Source organism: Mucilaginibacter sp. KACC 22773 (assembly GCF_028736215.1).
In the GTDB taxonomy this organism is placed as follows: domain Bacteria; phylum Bacteroidota; class Bacteroidia; order Sphingobacteriales; family Sphingobacteriaceae; genus Mucilaginibacter.
In genome coordinates this window covers 6,583,882-6,599,994 of the sequence record NZ_CP117883.1, presented here as the reverse complement: position 1 = coordinate 6,599,994, position 16,113 = coordinate 6,583,882, and the positions used below count along the sequence as shown (strand labels likewise).

At 43.5% G+C, this 16,113-nt stretch carries 16 protein-coding genes and 1 riboswitch; of the genes, 4 read left to right on the top strand and 12 right to left on the bottom strand.

The features are described 5' to 3' along the window. Positions 1–11 precede the first annotated feature (11 nt). From PQ469_RS27365 to mnmH, 12 genes are all read right to left on the bottom strand, one after another. Entirely contained in the window at positions 12–302 is a 291-nt protein-coding gene (locus tag PQ469_RS27365; protein ID WP_090639754.1) for a PAAR domain-containing protein, read from the bottom strand. 11 nt (positions 303–313) lie between these two features. Next, a complete protein-coding gene (gene vgrG / locus PQ469_RS27360; RefSeq protein ID WP_274210514.1) occupies positions 314–2,059 on the bottom strand; it encodes a type VI secretion system tip protein VgrG in 1,746 nt (581 codons plus the stop codon). After that, complete coding sequence (locus tag PQ469_RS27355) at positions 2,052–2,741, bottom strand: CIS tube protein (RefSeq protein ID WP_090639763.1); 690 nt, start codon at positions 2,739–2,741, stop codon at positions 2,052–2,054. The genes vgrG and PQ469_RS27355 overlap by 8 nt, the downstream gene beginning before the upstream one ends. A 21-nt stretch (positions 2,742–2,762) precedes the next feature. Further along, a complete protein-coding gene (locus PQ469_RS27350) occupies positions 2,763–2,939 on the bottom strand; it encodes a DUF5908 family protein (RefSeq protein WP_274210513.1) in 177 nt (58 codons plus the stop codon). Between the two features lie 7 nt (positions 2,940–2,946). Continuing rightward, on the bottom strand, positions 2,947–3,414 hold the full coding sequence (locus PQ469_RS27345; protein ID WP_090639768.1) for a phage tail protein: 468 nt from the start codon (positions 3,412–3,414) through the stop codon (positions 2,947–2,949). A gap of 22 nt (positions 3,415–3,436) precedes the next feature. Next, positions 3,437–3,862, bottom strand: a complete 426-nt coding sequence (locus PQ469_RS27340; RefSeq protein WP_090639777.1) for a phage tail protein — start codon at positions 3,860–3,862, stop codon at positions 3,437–3,439. A gap of 53 nt (positions 3,863–3,915) precedes the next feature. After that, positions 3,916–5,952: a phage tail sheath family protein gene (locus PQ469_RS27335; RefSeq protein ID WP_274210512.1), complete on the bottom strand. Its 2,037-nt coding sequence runs from the start codon at positions 5,950–5,952 to the stop codon at positions 3,916–3,918. 21 nt (positions 5,953–5,973) lie between these two features. Next, the gene (locus tag PQ469_RS27330) at positions 5,974–7,143 is read right to left on the bottom strand and encodes a hypothetical protein (protein ID WP_274210511.1); all 1,170 of its coding nucleotides are present in this window, start codon (positions 7,141–7,143) and stop codon (positions 5,974–5,976) included. Then, entirely contained in the window at positions 7,140–7,733 is a 594-nt protein-coding gene (locus PQ469_RS27325) for a Pvc16 family protein (RefSeq protein ID WP_090639790.1), read from the bottom strand. Before PQ469_RS27325 ends, PQ469_RS27330 begins: the two co-directional genes overlap by 4 nt. Before the next feature lie 1,128 nt (positions 7,734–8,861). Beyond that, positions 8,862–9,950 (bottom strand): MBL fold metallo-hydrolase, encoded by a 1,089-nt coding sequence (locus PQ469_RS27320; protein ID WP_274210510.1) that lies wholly within the window; start codon positions 9,948–9,950, stop codon positions 8,862–8,864. 241 nt (positions 9,951–10,191) lie between these two features. Then, entirely contained in the window at positions 10,192–11,232 is a 1,041-nt protein-coding gene (selD, locus tag PQ469_RS27315; protein WP_274210509.1) for a selenide, water dikinase SelD, read from the bottom strand. Beyond that, the gene (gene mnmH / locus PQ469_RS27310; RefSeq protein ID WP_274210508.1) at positions 11,232–12,284 is read right to left on the bottom strand and encodes a tRNA 2-selenouridine(34) synthase MnmH; all 1,053 of its coding nucleotides are present in this window, start codon (positions 12,282–12,284) and stop codon (positions 11,232–11,234) included. Before mnmH ends, selD begins: the two co-directional genes overlap by 1 nt. A gap of 308 nt (positions 12,285–12,592) precedes the next feature. Beyond that, a riboswitch (TPP riboswitch) is annotated at positions 12,593–12,680 on the top strand. Positions 12,681–12,736: 56 nt separating this feature from the next. Between mnmH and thiS the strand changes: the two genes are divergently transcribed. Genes thiS through PQ469_RS27290 form a run of 4 tightly spaced genes read left to right on the top strand, consistent with a single transcriptional unit; the run spans position 12,737 to position 16,107 of the window. Then, positions 12,737–12,940 carry a sulfur carrier protein ThiS gene (gene thiS / locus PQ469_RS27305; RefSeq protein ID WP_274210507.1) on the top strand — a complete coding sequence of 68 codons (204 nt, stop codon included), beginning with the start codon at positions 12,737–12,739 and terminating at the stop codon, positions 12,938–12,940. 16 nt (positions 12,941–12,956) lie between these two features. Further along, entirely contained in the window at positions 12,957–14,840 is a 1,884-nt protein-coding gene (gene thiC / locus PQ469_RS27300) for a phosphomethylpyrimidine synthase ThiC (RefSeq protein WP_274210506.1), read from the top strand. A 4-nt stretch (positions 14,841–14,844) separates the two neighbouring features. Continuing rightward, positions 14,845–15,444: a thiamine phosphate synthase gene (locus tag PQ469_RS27295; RefSeq protein WP_274210505.1), complete on the top strand. Its 600-nt coding sequence runs from the start codon at positions 14,845–14,847 to the stop codon at positions 15,442–15,444. A gap of 15 nt (positions 15,445–15,459) precedes the next feature. After that, complete coding sequence (locus tag PQ469_RS27290) at positions 15,460–16,107, top strand: thiamine phosphate synthase (protein ID WP_274210504.1); 648 nt, start codon at positions 15,460–15,462, stop codon at positions 16,105–16,107. Positions 16,108–16,113: the final 6 nt, after the last annotated feature.

The following is a 16,113-nucleotide window of genomic DNA, read 5'->3' as shown; positions in this document are numbered from 1 at the left end:
GTTTTTTAATTTTATCCTCCAATAATTACAGTTGGCGCTCCTAATATGATCACACCGCCATGTGCAGTAGGGTCACCCATTCTTGCGGCCGGCATTCCCCCTATGGTCACCGTTGCCGACCCCTGCAAAATAGTATCGGGTGGGCCCGTGCAGGTAAGCATATCCCCAACCCGCGCCGCCGGCATACCGGCTATCAATACCGTTGGGCATCCCGGTGGTAAAACCGGTCCGCCCACGTGCGGTACCACTCCCGTTACCAACGGGCATGTATGCATATCTCCTACTCTTGCTGCTGCCGGCATCCTTTTACTGTTTAATTTATTTGTACTGTACTGCCTTTTAAAGCTGTGCTACCACCCGACGAAAACTCCGCCGCCGACCCTCCTTTAAAAGTAGCCTGGGAATCGGCCTTCACCGTGGCATTTTGCCCTGAAACATTTAGCTCCTTTTTTGCTTTGATGGTCAGGTCCTTGTAGCTGTCTATTGTTATCCCATCCTGATCCATTGTAAATTTGTTCCCGTTCTGATCTTCCATTTTCATGGATTTTTCGTCTTCGCTTATCGTGAACTTATTACCAGCAGGCGTTTCAATGTCAATTGATTTTTTATCATCGTTAAAAATCATCTTCATACCGCTACGGCTGGTATAACCTTTTTCGTCATTTTTGTCGGCAGCTGTTAGCGCCGCCGGATTTTTACTACTATTTAACATTCCTAATATCACTGCATGGCGAGGATCGTTGTTAATAAATCCTACTATCACCTCGTCGCCAATCTCTGGCAGGTAAAATGTACCCCTGTTTTTTCCGGCATCCAGCGTGCACACCCTGCTCCAGATCCCATCATCTGCAGCATCAATTACAGGCACTTTTACCTGTATCCGGTGTTCGCCATCAGGATCACTTTCCAGTTTGGTTACAATCCCTATTTGCAGGCCCTGTATAGCAGGTAATAATGCCCCCGCCAGTGGCTGTTCAACTTCATAACTTTGTGCAAACCATTCGGGCTCAAGGCCAAATTGCATAGATGTTTGCCAGGTCCCTTTTTGAATCTCCTGCCTTACCGCTGTTACATAAATATTGCCGGTAAAGCGCTCGCCAACACCATCTATCTTTATCATTTTACCGGGTGTAACAGCCGGAGTGCCATCGGTAGTAATTCGGCCGCGTATTTTGGCCATGCGCTGCTTAAGTAGCTTAGCATTGGCCCATTGCTGTAATTCCTGTTCAACCATGGTGCCGCTATGAATCAGCTTAAATTCATCTGTGCCGGTAATATTTGCCAGTGTTGATGCAGATAGGTTACCTGTTTCGGGTACCGAAGGATCTGCTGCATCAACCGTTTCAACATTTTGATCGCTCTGGCTCCATCCTGTTGCTTTTACACCACTAAACTGAAATCTTGCATCTATTTCGGCATCAAGATCATGCACCGTACTTCCATATTGCACTGTTAGTACCGATGCTGCCGAAAAATCGGGTTTAGCAACGGTTATCTTTCCATCGTTAGGCATGCACAGCAAACCATTTACATCAACCCGGCACATCAAAAAATCCCAATCAGTTGTGTTGTACTGCACCAGTTCTTTATGGCTAAGATCTGTGGCAGCTACATCTTTTTCCAGCCCGTACCCGTCAATCAGCTGTTCAATAACATCGCTGTCTTTAACCTCTTTAAAATATTTATTTTTACAGGTAACGGTCATTTTAACGGCTTTATCTTTACATTCTATCACCAGTACGCTGCTGCTTTTACGCACCTTAATACCGTGTTTAATTACAATTCCTTTAAATATTGTATCCTCTTTACTGCTGTATCCAGCTTTTATTTCAATTTCTTTACCGGGCTCAAAATCAGCGGTGTTGCTAATGGCAAAAGTTTGTTTGCTCGCTTCACCATCCGCTATAATTATGGTAGCGGTTGGTATCCTGTTAACCTCTTTGCTCACCGTAATTGAAAGAACGTGGTACGTACTGCTCAGGGCCGTTCCGTTGGATAGCAATGTATAGGTGCATACACTTTTTGATCCTTCTGATGGTATAATTCCTTCGTTAGGCATTTAATACATTTTTATCTATTGGCGGAAAAAAAAGCTGCTGGCCTTGTTGTAAATTCCTGAAATTTGTAAGGTTATTAACATTGGCTACCTGTAAATAATATTTACTGTCGCCATAAACCAGGTAACAAAGCCAGGGCAAAGTTTCGCCGCTTTTTACTATTCTATAATGAGTTATATCGGGACTATGCTTGTTTTCTTTGGCTACACGTAAAGTTTCTTCAATACTGCCCTTAAATGTTGTTTTGCATACCGCCCTTAGCGGGAACCCTTTTTCGTTAAACAGTTTGTAGGTAATAGTAAGCGCCTTACATCTGCCTTTAAACATAAACGGACCCCATACAATTTTAAAATGACGCGGCTCGTGGCTTTCACTGTCAAGCTCAAGCAGCAGTTTTTTAAAAGTCTCTACATCATCCTGTATATTGTCTTTGGGTTTGTTATCTATTATCCCGGTATTATCAAACAGAAACTCGAAGCTCATTTCCTCGGGCTTCTTGAAATTGAACTTTTGCTTGGCGGCGCTGGTTCCATGTCCCTGCGATTCGGTAAATTCCACAGCGTAGTCCAGGGCGTACGTTTCCGGGTTAATCAGTGCCACAAAAGGGTTTGGCCCGGCATCGGTCACCTTGTGACTTTCTTCCAGATCCTCGTTATTATAGGCTGTTATATTTACCTTTTCCATTACTGCTGGCGTTGTTAAAAATTAGCGCTCCTTTTTGCTTTGTATGATATTTAACACCTGCTCCACGCATTGCGACAATATGGCATCCTTATCGTCCTTTGAGCCCTCGCCCTGGCCGCCTCCTGTCGATTGTTTTTCCTGCGGATTAGGCTGATCAACCGTTACTTTTATAGTTAATTCCCTTATCTCAATTGGCATAATTCATTTAATTAACCGTAAAATAACTGTAGCTTATATCCAGGCTTTCAATTACCAGGCTGTTTTCCTGGGCGTTAAAGTCAGATACCGACCACTTTTTTGGCCAGGCCCCAAATACATTCCAGGTTTTTAAAGGCTGATGTTCTTCGTTCATCAAGGTAACGTTGATCTGTGCTACTGTGAATTTCCGCTCCTGGAACGCTTTCTTACACCAGTCAATCACGGCGCTGTTTACCAGCATCCCCCTTTTAAGGCTCAGATCGGCATATTTGGTCCTGACAGGCAGTTTATGCTCGTACCGGTTTTCGCCTCCTTCTTTGTACGATTCTGAATCGTACTCAACACTAAGCCCGCCTACCGATTGAAAACGCACATCGTTATCATTACCAATACCAACAAACTCCACCTTAAAATGGAAGCCTACAGGCGGATAATACCCACCCGCGCTTGTTGAATTTGAACTGCTGACCGCCATAGTTATACGTTTGCTGGTTTAACTATAACAGAACATCAAAGCCTTCATGAGCCAACTCAAGCGTTTCTATCGCTACTTCGTTACCATCTGCTTTAAGGTCGCTTGCCTGTACTTTTACCGGGAAAGCGTTTATTACTTTCCAGCTGATTACCGGTGTGTGCAATTCGTTTAACAAGCTTATGGTAATGTCACGCCTTTCAACCTTATTAAGGTTAACGGTATTAATCCACAGGTAAAAGTCTTTGTCGCCCTCCATGGTGCCCCGTTTAAGGGTGATGTTGCTGAACTTATGGAGCCCGGGCATTTTTGATTTATTATAGTTAGGGCTATTGCCTTCGCGATATTCAATTATTTCTATTTGTTTATCAAGGCCTGTAGCTTCTGTGAAGCCAACGCGTGATCCACCCCATTCAATTACGAAATGGAACTTGGTAAGAGGGTATGCCATTTTTTAAAGGTTTTAATGGTTTTTAATTTTGTTTGTTTGGGCTGAATTAATTATTAACTCTGGGCCATTAACTGGCTAAAACGGAGGATAATAAACTCAGCCGGATGTACGATGGCCATACCTATTTCAACTATCATACGGCCTTCAAGTATATCAAGTGCACTCATGGTTTTGTTTAAGCCTACCGATACAAAGAATGCATCGCTTGGCTTAGCGCCCTGTAGCGCACCGGCACGCCATTGCAGCGTAAGGAAATTCTCGAGCATACCCTGTACTTTTGCCCATGTATTGGCGTCATTCGGTTCAAACACGAAACCTCCTGCAGCATTTTTACTGCTTTCTTCAACCATTACTAAAAAACGGCGTACACTTATGTAGCGATAATCATTGCTGTTGCCAGCCAGTGTGCGTGCCCCCCAAACCAAAATACCTTTACCTGTAAAGGCCCTTATGGCATTTATTGATTTACCGGCGACAGGATCAATATTGAGGTCAGCCTGCTCATCATTGCTGATTGCATAAACAGGCCCTGTTACCGAGTTGATACTTTCATTTGCCGGGGCTTTCCATACGCCTCTGGCAGCATCTACACGGGCATAAATACCTGCAACAGCACCACTTGGAGGTATCCTGTTCAGCTCTTTTTTAATGGTATTTACGATGTTGCCTATAATTGGGTGGTTATTGTACAAATTATCCTGGGCTATTGATGCATAGTTGTTGGCTGCGCTAAGTACCGTATTAACAAAGGCCGACAGCTTGTTGAAAGCTTTGGTAACGTCGCCCGCTATTAATGTTACTTCATCTTTTTTAGTTGCCGTACCAGCTAATGTATAATCAAAGTTATTTGATCCGATGGTGGCCACAGCTGCACCCAACCAGGTGCTCCCGGTGTTAAAAGTATAGCTGGCGTCAATACTGGCTTCTGCATCAAGTACTAAAGTGGTAGCGTTTTTTTCGACACCGAGCAAGGCTTTTACTGCTCCCCGCCATAAATTTTCAGACGCGCTGTACGATTTTACATCATTGGTTAACAACGCTCCTTTAAAATAAGTACTACTGTCCCATGCATTTTCCACACCAAGAACAATGCTTTTGACAAATGCAAACAGGGCTAACATATTTGTCTTAATCTCCGCATCGCTTGATGAAGTAAGCAAAGTGTTCACTTTTGCTTTGTAGGCGTCATCTAAAGAAACCGCCGGTGTTATCAATGTCGTTATTTTGCTTTTTATTAACGCCACATCTCCAAGCGCATTTTCCAAAGTTGTAACTAACGAGTTTAAACCACTGTCGGAAGTTAGCGTAGCCAGGTTGGTAATTTTTGTAGTTCCATCAGCCTGGAAAACTCCGTGGTGGGAATGACTAACCGATGTGTCACTATCATGAAACTGATCGTAATTTATGACTTTATTAAAACTGGAATAGATCCAGGGAGTATAAGCCATGCCATAGCTTAAATTGTTTATACCAACATAACTTCTGAAATTGGCGACGGGAGTATTTATATCAACGGCCTTTCGTTCATATAAATCTAATACCGATACCCTATCCTGAAGCTTAGCAGATTGCATAAGTGCTGCCTGCTGAAGGCCATAGAAATCAGATTCGGTATTGAATGCGCAAGCATCGGGGAAAAGTATTATAGTAGGTTCATCTTCCTTTTCAACAGCAGCCAGGCCGGTGTTCATATTGGCTATGCTTACGGCATTTACACTGCCAGCCGTTGTGTATTGCCCAACAGAAACTATATAGCATTCGTTGCCGCCGTTATCGTAAAACAAATGCACGCTATCATACATATAAAAACGCTTGTCCTGATCAATCTCGATAGATTTTAATGCGTAGTTATTATTCTGATCAAGCACTACCTTAACCTCAAGAGGGGCAAAGCCAACTCCAAAAAGCTGCTCGTACTCCAGTAGCGACGAAATTTTAGTTGGAATGTTGGTTAATGAGTTGCCATTTTTTATAGCCTGCTGGGTATACCCTATAAATACGGGTATGGCTGTGTCAACCTCCGCTACCGAAGGCGGGAATTTTGATATCTCTTCGATATAGACACCCGGTGTTTTGTAAGATGCTGCCATTTGATTTAAGTTTTACTTTTTTTAAAAATTTAAGTGCTTTTCTATACAGTAATATATTTCTCCGTTTTGCATAATTTGGTTTACCCGGTTTACCCCGGGGTTGGCGAGCGGGGTAACATTGCCAAGTTTAGTACCATGGGCCGATATGGTTGTAATAGGCCGCTCCTTTAATGGAATTGGAACGGCGGATGTAAAAACCTTACTTGCCGCAACCGAATTAAAAGTGTAAACCGAAGCCGTATCTTTAATAACATCTACATCTGTTGTGCGGGTATAATACCGCCAAACTGCGCTGCGGTTTGCAAAGCGCAAGGTGAATTTGCTTTGTTTAGACACTCCCGAAGCGTCAAACAATGAAAAACTATTACCCGCCGGTAAATGATTAAAGATTTCGATAACACCTAAAATATTTTGCTTTACAGCTATCTCATCATAGTAAATAAAGCTGTCGGATGTGTTTACCGAGACTTTGTACTTCCCAAAAGGCAGGCCAGACAAATCCACCGGCACCGAGGTTTGTGCCGATTCATAATGCTGCGTTGCTGTGCGTATTAAAACACTGTACGTATTGTTGCTGGTTTTAAGCCCGTAAATATTTATAGTAAAATCTGTTGCCGAAGCGGCAGCTGCTGTGTAGTTGCTGCCGGTAAACAGTAGCCCGTCTCTGTTATTTACAAACTGCGCCTTTCCTTTCGGTAGCCAATAGGCAGTTTCGGTTAACGCGTGTTTGTTGCCGCTATCGTTGGCCTTTATGGCTTCAAAAACATTATTTGTGTTATCAGCAGCTAAGTTGCCTATAGCGTAGGTTTGTGAATTATCATACTTGTCAATTGCCTGGTGAAGATATAATACAGTACCTAATTTGGTTTGATTAATGTTAGTGAAATAATATTTGCCGGCAGCTGCGGGCTGATAATTGATATTACTGTAGTTTATGAAATTGGTATCATTGATGGTGATGTAGAAGCGCAATATTCTTGATTTATCGAGGGCTACATAAGGTTTGCCCGTATCATCTATTTTATTGATAGTTATAAATTTATTGCCAATTGTTTTGCAAAGCATCTGCTGCCCTTTCAATACATTAATAGTATCATCTGCCGCAACAATATCAAGTGCGGTACACTGCTGGCTGAAAAAATAATCGTTCAGCATTTCCACCGTAAAAACAATTTCGTAGTTTATACTCATGAGACAGGGAATTTTATTGTTTCATTAATATCAACTTGTTTAATAAAGCCACTTTCGTAATCAATTGCATCTTCATCAATGGTTACCTGCCTGATTTTATACAATACCGATGGTAAGTATTTACCTCCCAGGATACTCCAGATCTGATTTAGCTGTTCAAAATTTACGGTATACAGGTCGGCTATTAATCTTTGGATCCTGATATCAAGGTTTGGATAGCTGCCTGGTGTAAACACGTTTTGATTTTGAAAAAACTGGATAATAAAAGCCAGCCATTTTAAAGCGTCTCCGTAATCGGCGCGGTTAACAGAAATTAACACATAAAGGTTAAGGTAAAGCGGTGGATTTTTATAAGTGACGCCGCTATCCGTTTTGATAAAGTTTTCCTGCTGTTTGGCAACCCTGTCTTCTTCTACATTTATTAGGCTTACAATAGCTTTGCCGTTTAGCAAATTATGGCCTGCACTATCATTATCCAATGCCTTGCCCACATTGCCCCATACCACACGCTGGTCGGTGATGACACTCATTTTTTGACTTAAGTACTTGTTCAATTCCTCGGTAAGGAACTTAAAAGTTTCGTTTATCATTAATGTGGATTTTTAGTTTAAATAGGGCTGTTACAGGCCCCGGTTATTAAAATAAAATATGTGAGAGCTTAAAACCTAACCCCTTAAAAATTTGCATATGCATAGCAGACCAATGGGGCCTTATACCCCAAAAATCAAAATAGAATAGCTTTACAATAGTTCAGTTTAATTAGGTATTTTTCCCACCCCGGCAGTTAAAGAGAAACCAACTGCCAGCCCTTGCACCTATTAATTTCTTCAAACTCATGGCCTGATCAAATCACTCAGAAGTTGTTTTGGAAACTTATAGTATTAGTTATATGATGTTATTTGAATAAATAATTGGTCGTTACCTTTTATCCAATACACATAAAGGAGGTAAAAATTGTGCCCGGTTTAAAATGCATATGCTCTTCCGGATATTTACCGGATACAAAGCGTTTTGCTTTAACTGGGTTTGTTTCTTGATTTCCTATACTGCGCACGTGGATGAGTTTCTTTCAAACCGCTAAGCTTTTAGCGGAGGGATAGTTGTTTATTCTCCAGGAGCTTTCATGTATTCAAAATTTAGATGTTTTTCGGTTTTTGGTAGTTATAAAATTTTGCTTGTAAAATTTTAATAAATGTAGCTGGCTGTTAGCTGATTAGCAAGCGTATAACCACTTGAAAAAAAAATAAAAAATTGCGTATTTCTACGCTTGCGAAAACAGCCAATTTTGATGTTTTTCTTTTGAAATAACAGGTGTCGCATGTTTTTTAACTTTGCGTAAACAAAACACCGGGAACGATAGATTTAGGATAATTTATTTCAAATTTCGATAAGAACCATCTTTTTAAATACGCTTCTTATTTAACTAATGATTAGGCAGAGTGTATATTAATTTGATATTATTTCCTTTTCTAATAGCTAATTAATCAACTTAAGGGTTTCGTTATTTCCTCTAAGTACACACCTAATTTCGCTCATCTTTGTTACGGTTTGATGCATAATATAGACTTTGCTGTTTTCGGTAGGGGAGAGGTATTGAGCATGCTTCCGGAAGTTTAAAAGGTTGGCAAGCTAAAAAAATCAAAGTCCGGCATGAGCCGTAGGAGCTCTCATGCCAGGTTCCCGAGGCATAAGCTACCGTGAGGTCATCAGCGCCCCAATTAATTAAAATCCCACCATACTTTGGTCCGTAGCGGATCGCCCAAAGTATAAGGCTCCCCGATACGCGGAACGTTTACCTCGACGCCCAGCTTTTCGGCAGCCGGCAGGAGTTTTTCTATAGGTTCGTTCCAGGGGTGATTGGCTTCGACAAATTTGCCCCAATGGATAGGTTGTATCAAACAAGCCTGCAAGTCAACGGCAGCCTGTGCGGTTTGCCCAAGTTGCAGGTGTGTCCATGGCCAATTCGGACTGTACTGTCCGCATTCCAGCAGCGCCAAATCAAATGGGCCGTATTGCTGGCCTATTTGTTTAAACAGCGGACCATAACCACTATCGCCACTGTAAAACAGCCGGTACTGGTTTGCCTGTATCACATAAGATGCCCAAAGTGTTTTGTTTTCATTGGCGTAACTTCGGTTACTGCGGTGCTGCGCCGGGGTAGCGGTAATACGTAGGCCACCAGGTAGCGTAACCGACTGGCCCCAATTCAGTTCGATGATCTTTTTGGGATCAAATCCCCAATACACCAAATCCGCACCTACTCCCATCGGCACTACTGCCATTTTAATATGGTTTCTCAATTTTTTCAGGGTACGATAATCCAGGTGATCGTAGTGATCATGTGAAATGATCAGCACATCAATTGGCGGCATATCCTCTGCGTGATAATTCATAGTGCCTTGAAATGCCTTAATCAGCCCGGGCACCGGCCCGGCATGGTTGCTAAAAATAGGATCGATGAGTATATTGCCCTGCCCGGTTTTGATGAGCAAGGAGGAATGCCCAAACCACACGATGGTTGGCGCCGGGGCGGCCAATGTATTCAAATTAGTTTTAACCCAGGGCAACGCATGAGAGGGGCGGATGGTTTTAGGGCGGCTGTGTAAAAAAAGCCATTTACTCTTTACCGTCGAGTCAGAACGTTCGGCCAAATTTTCGAAACTACCATTTTTGTAGTTAGACAATGCCTTTAACCGGCCAAGCTCCTCACCATCCGGATTTTTACCCATCGACTTTACCATACCACAACCTACAGCCGCTGTTAGCAACAGTGTAGCCACCCCTATCCTCAAACACCAGTATTTCATGCCTTTATAAACACACATAACGCTTCATGTTCACTAATTATTTCATCCATGGCAAAACAGGTAACTCCACCTTAGTAACTAAAAGGGAAAATCGAACCTTTGAATAATGGAGCGTCGATCTGCTTAGCTCATTTCAGACTCCTCGAATAGCAGACTTCCTATTAAACAATACTTAACATCAATTACAAAGGCCTCTGCAAAAAAGCTTTGACAAAATTCCTTGAATTACCTAAAAAAAGAATTACGCGATTGTTATCAGTGGTCCGCCACTTTTTTCTTTTAACCATCCAATAGGTTTTATTTGAACTCCGAGACCTGATAATTTCGCTTCAAATTCTTTTGTGTTGTCTTCCTCAACAGCTACCAGCAAACCGCCGCTTGTTTGCGGATCGGCCAGGATGTATTTCTGGTCTTCGGTCAGGGGACCTATTTTACTTCCATAGCTATTCCAGTTACGCTGCGTGCCACCGGGAAAACATTTTTGTTCTAAATAGCCGGCTAACGATGGGATTACCGGTACTTTGTCAAATTCGATAACTGCAGATAAGCCGCTGCCTTCGCACATTTCAGAAAGGTGACCCAATAAGCCAAAACCGGTAACGTCGGTCATGGCCTTAACATAGTCCATCTGTCCGAAAACTTCTCCCAACTTATTCAAAGTGGTCATGCTTTTTAAAGCGATAGCTGCATCTTCCGGTAATAATACACCTCGCTTTTGGGCAGTTGATAAAATACCAACACCCAAAGCTTTGGTCAGGTAAAGCCGGCAGCCGGCAGTAGCTGTTGAGTTTTGTTTAAGCTGCGGGATATTAACCATACCATTAACCGCCAAACCGAATACTGGTTCGGGGCAATCGATACTATGGCCGCCTGCTAATGTAATGCCAGCTTCGGCGCAAATAGCCCTTGAGCCTTCTAAAACTTTTTGGGCCACCTCCGGCGGTAATTTGTCAATGGGCCATCCTAATATGGCAATGGCGAGCACAGGTTTACCGCCCATCGCGTACACATCGCTGATGGCATTAGCCGATGCGATACGGCCAAAATCGTAAGCATCATCCACAATCGGCATAAAAAAATCGGTCGTGGAAATTAACGCCGTACCGTTACCCAGATCAAGCACAGCGGCATCGTCGCGTTTGTCGTTACCTACCAATAGCTTTGCATCCGGGATTGGAGCTATTGGGCTATGCAAAATCTTGTCAAGAATAGCAGGGCTGATCTTGCAGCCGCAGCCAGCGCCGTGCGAATATTGGGTTAGTTTTATTGCTGTAGTTTCCATTAAGATGTGGTAACCTGTTCTGTTACGGTAATAGTATGAGTAAAAATCAGAATTTGTTGGGCATGAGTTGAAACGTCATCACCGGTAATATCCAGTGAAAATACCAGGTTTGGATTACGTTTGGACAATCCTGTACGGTAAGTTTTATCATAGTATACCAATACAATGCCGATAAAATCTTCCATGCGATTTTCCTGTATGGCAATTATTGCATGCTTGGTTTGTTCCGGGCCGAGCCGTTTGCGTATACGTTCTGTGCATTCTACCAGGAAATCTTTATCCAAACCGCCATATTCAATAGCTAATGAAGCAATGCGTTGCTGTAAATCAACCTTGATGTCGATCATAGCCGCGCTACGCATCTGATACCAGAAAGGGTTAGGGACAGAGCGCTTGCCAATGGTCAGGCTTTCGTCTTCCACCCATATTTTACGCTGCCTATCTAAGTCTTTTAACTGGTGGGCCAGGTTGTTTTCAAACTGTTCCTGGGTTGGCTGAACCATTTTATTCATGGTGCCGTATGATGAACCCTGGTGTTGTGCCAGGTCTTCCAGATCGATGACTTGTTCGCCAATAGCTTTAAGGCTGTGAAGTATCTTTGTTTTTCCGGAACCAGTCATTCCGCCGAGTATCAAAAGCCGATATGATGCTTCAAACTGCTGATGTACCCAACCCCGATATTTTTTATAGCCACCCTCAATAAGATAAACCTCAAACCCGTACAGGTTAAGCGCCCAGGCCATGGCGCCACTGCGCATACCACCCCGCCAGCAATGAACCCCGATTTTTTTATCCGGTGCTATTTCCAGTGCCTGTTTGATAAAGCCCGACCATTTGGAGCCGGTAAGGTCAAACCCCAAAAGGATAGCTTCTTCCCGTCCAACCTGTTTATAGGTAGTACCCACTTTAACCCTTTCCTCATTACTAAATAAAGGGATATTAAAAGCACCCGGAACATGCCCCTGTTCAAACTCAGCAGGGGTACGTACGTCAGCCAGAGCAACGGGTTCGCTTAACTTTATAAAATCGTTTATGCTAATATTCCGGATCATGGGTAAAGAATGGGCTAAAGATACAGCACATTTCAAATTAAAACATGTCGTCTCGCAAACTAAGCATAATTATCATTAGGATACTTCCGCAGAATCTCGTTACTATCAGAACCCATTTTTGATTTGTTTAAGTAATCCAGAAATCAGACTCTTTGAACACCTGTTGAAATTTCCGGACGCCATTCAACCGATTTTAAATAGCTGATGAACAAAATCAATCAACATACCTCCATCATCAAATTAATAATGATCTAAATCAGTAACAGAATAAAAAATTAAATTAAATACCAAATACTTTATACCTTTACAAAAAACTTTAGGGGTGCCTTGTGCTGAGAAATACCCTTTGAACCTGATGCAGTTAGTACTGCCGAAGGGAAAAGTAGAGCAACCTTAAGGTTGTTTACCAATCCTCCAACGGGTCCATTCCTATCGTTTAAAATTTAAACAGGATGGAAATTACCGTAAATCAACAAACTTATTCCGTTTCTGATGCCTGCTCCTTGCAGCAAATGCTTGCCACTGTTCTTACGCAGCCGGCCAAAGGCATCGCTATTGCAGTGAACCAGGAAATCGTCCCTAAAGCCAATTGGGCTACTCACCTTTTAAACCCCGGCGATCATATTACCATTATCAAAGCAACCCAGGGCGGATAAAATATACACTCACCACATGAAAACTGAAAAAACTCCAGGAGAACAAGTAATCAGCCGAACGCCTTTCCCGGCCTCGCGCAAAATCTATGTCAAAGGACAAATCCATAATATTCAAGTCGCGATGCGCGAGGTTGTGCTCAGCGAAACCAAACTTCACGGCAGGTTTGGCGAAACTGAACCGAACGCCCCCGTCACCATTTATGATACAAGCGGCCCCTTTACCGATCCTGATATCGAAATTGATGTGAAACAAGGCTTGCCAAGACTGCGCGAGCAATGGATTGTTGGCCGGGGCGATGTGGAGCAATTACAAGCAATTTCCTCCGATTATGGAAACCTGCGTGCCAATGATCAAAAGCTGGACACGTTAAGATTTGCGCACATCAGTAAACCTTATAAGGCCAAACCGGGGATGAATGTATCACAAATGCATTATGCCCGAAAAGGTATTATTACCCCGGAAATGGAATACATCGCTATCCGCGAGAACCAGCGCATAGATTTATTAAAGGAACAGTTGAACGGGCAATATGCGGTGATGTCTCATCAGCATCCGGGCCAAAGCTTTGGCGCCAATACCCCCAAAGGCTATATTACGCCGGAGTTTGTACGCCAGGAAGTAGCCTGCGGCCGCGCGGTTATCCCATCCAATATTAACCACCCTGAAAGCGAACCGATGATCATCGGGCGTAATTTCCTGGTAAAGATCAATGCCAACATAGGTAACTCTGCAGTTACTTCCAGTATTGAAGAGGAAGTAGAAAAAACTGTATGGGCCTGCCGCTGGGGCGCCGATACCATTATGGACCTTTCGACCGGTAAAAACATACACGAAACCCGCGAATGGATCATCCGAAACTCGCCTGTTCCAATTGGTACCGTCCCTATTTACCAGGCCCTGGAAAAAGTAAATGGCAAGGCCGAAGACCTCACCTGGGAACTTTTTAGGGATACGTTAATAGAGCAAGCCGAGCAGGGTGTAGATTATTTTACCATCCACGCGGGCGTTTTGCTGCGTTATGTGCCTCTTACCGCTAAAAGGATTACCGGTATTGTATCGCGTGGCGGCTCTATTATGGCCAAATGGTGCCTGGCCCATCATAAAGAGAATTTCCTGTACACACATTTTGAAGAGATATGTGAGATCATGAAAGCCTACGATGTGGCATTTTCTTTAGGTGATGGCCTAAGGCCCGGTTGTATTGCCGATGCTAATGACGCCGCGCAATTTGGCGAATTGGAAACTTTGGGCGAACTGACCAAGATTGCCTGGAAGCATGATGTGCAAACCATTATTGAAGGCCCGGGCCACATTCCGATGCATATGATCAAAGAAAATATGGATAAACAGTTGGCGTACTGCGGCGAAGCACCGTTTTATACTTTAGGCCCGCTCACCACAGATATTGCACCTGGTTATGACCATATCACTTCTGCTATTGGTGCTGCCATGATTGGCTGGTTTGGTACGGCGATGCTTTGTTATGTTACACCCAAAGAGCATTTGGGCTTGCCTAATAAAAAAGATGTTAAGGATGGCGTGATTACTTATAAAATTGCCGCTCACGCAGCCGACCTGGCTAAAGGGCATCCGGGGGCCCAATACCGCGACAACGCCTTAAGCAAAGCGCGTTTTGAATTCCGCTGGGAAGATCAGTTCAATTTATCGCTTGACCCCGATACGGCCAGGGAGTTTCATGATGAAACCCTGCCTGCGGATGGCGCCAAGATTGCCCATTTCTGCTCCATGTGCGGCCCTAACTTCTGCTCGATGAAGATCACGCAGGATGTGCGCGACTACGCCAAAGAAAACGGCATGGGCGAAGCCGATGCAGTATCCAAAGGCATGGAAGAAAAATCGAAAGAATTTCTGCAAAAAGGCAGCGAAATTTACCTGTAGAAACATGGAATTAATTGTTATTTCAAACCCGGCTGCGGTTGCCGATGAAAGTAGCCTCATCAACAAGCTGTTTATAGCGGGTTTGAAATACTTTCATTTGCGTAAACCCGAAAGCGACGTGCAAACCGTAAAAAAATTATTGAACGGGATAGCACCCCGTTTTTATGAACGGATTGCTCTGCACCAATTTCACGAAATAGCAGCTGATTACGGGATCAAAAGGCTGCATTATACCGAAAGGGCACGGGAAGCATCAAACACAATACAATGGCAAAGTAAATTGGATGACGGATTTACGCTAAGCACTTCTGCTCATGATATTTCGGGGCTTCCCGGTTTAACGCCTTTTGACTATGTTTTTTACGGGCCGGTGTTTGATAGCGTGTCCAAGCCCGGCTATCAAAGTAAGTTGGGCCCTGATTTTAAACTGGATAAAACCAATATCAAACCCATGGTAATTGCCTTGGGAGGAGTGAAGATAGCCAACTTAGCAAACGTTAAAGCGATGGGTTTTGATGGTGCGGCCGTTTTGGGTACGCTTTGGAATGAACCGGACGAAGCCTTAGAACGCTTTAAACAATTAAAAGAAAATCTACCAGCATAAATGAATACGAATGCAATGATCGATAAACTACATTATATCTCCCAACAACCCGAAAACGGATCGCACCTGACCGCTATCCGGCAGGCATTAGAGGCCGGCTGCAAATGGGTGCAACTCCGGGTTAAAGATGAGCCCGCCGGGGTGATCCTGGAATATGCCATCGAAGCCAATAAATTATGCAGCCAGCATGGTGCGAAACTGATTGTTAACGACCATCCGGAAATCGCGCTGAAAGCAGGAGCTTATGGTGTTCATTTGGGCTTGCAGGATATGTCTGTTGCGCACGCCAGGCGTATCGTCGGTCGGCAAATGATCATCGGCGGAACGGCTAATACCTTTCAGCATATCAGGCAAAGGGTGGCCGAAGGCGTTGATTATATCGGTTGCGGCCCTTACCGTTTCACAACAACTAAAGCAAAGCTTAGCCCCATTTTAGGTTTGGAGGGACTAAAGGATATCATGAAACAAATGCGTGCTGCAAATATGTCGGTGCCGATTATAGGCATTGGCGGTGTATTACCCGAAGATATTGCTTCGCTTATGGATGCCGGGCTGTATGGTGTGGCCATATCCGGCGCTATTACCAGGGCGGCTGACCGTACAGCTATAGTCAAGTATAGTTATCAGCGATTGAATACCCCGTCAATAAATGAACTTATTTAATCTAAA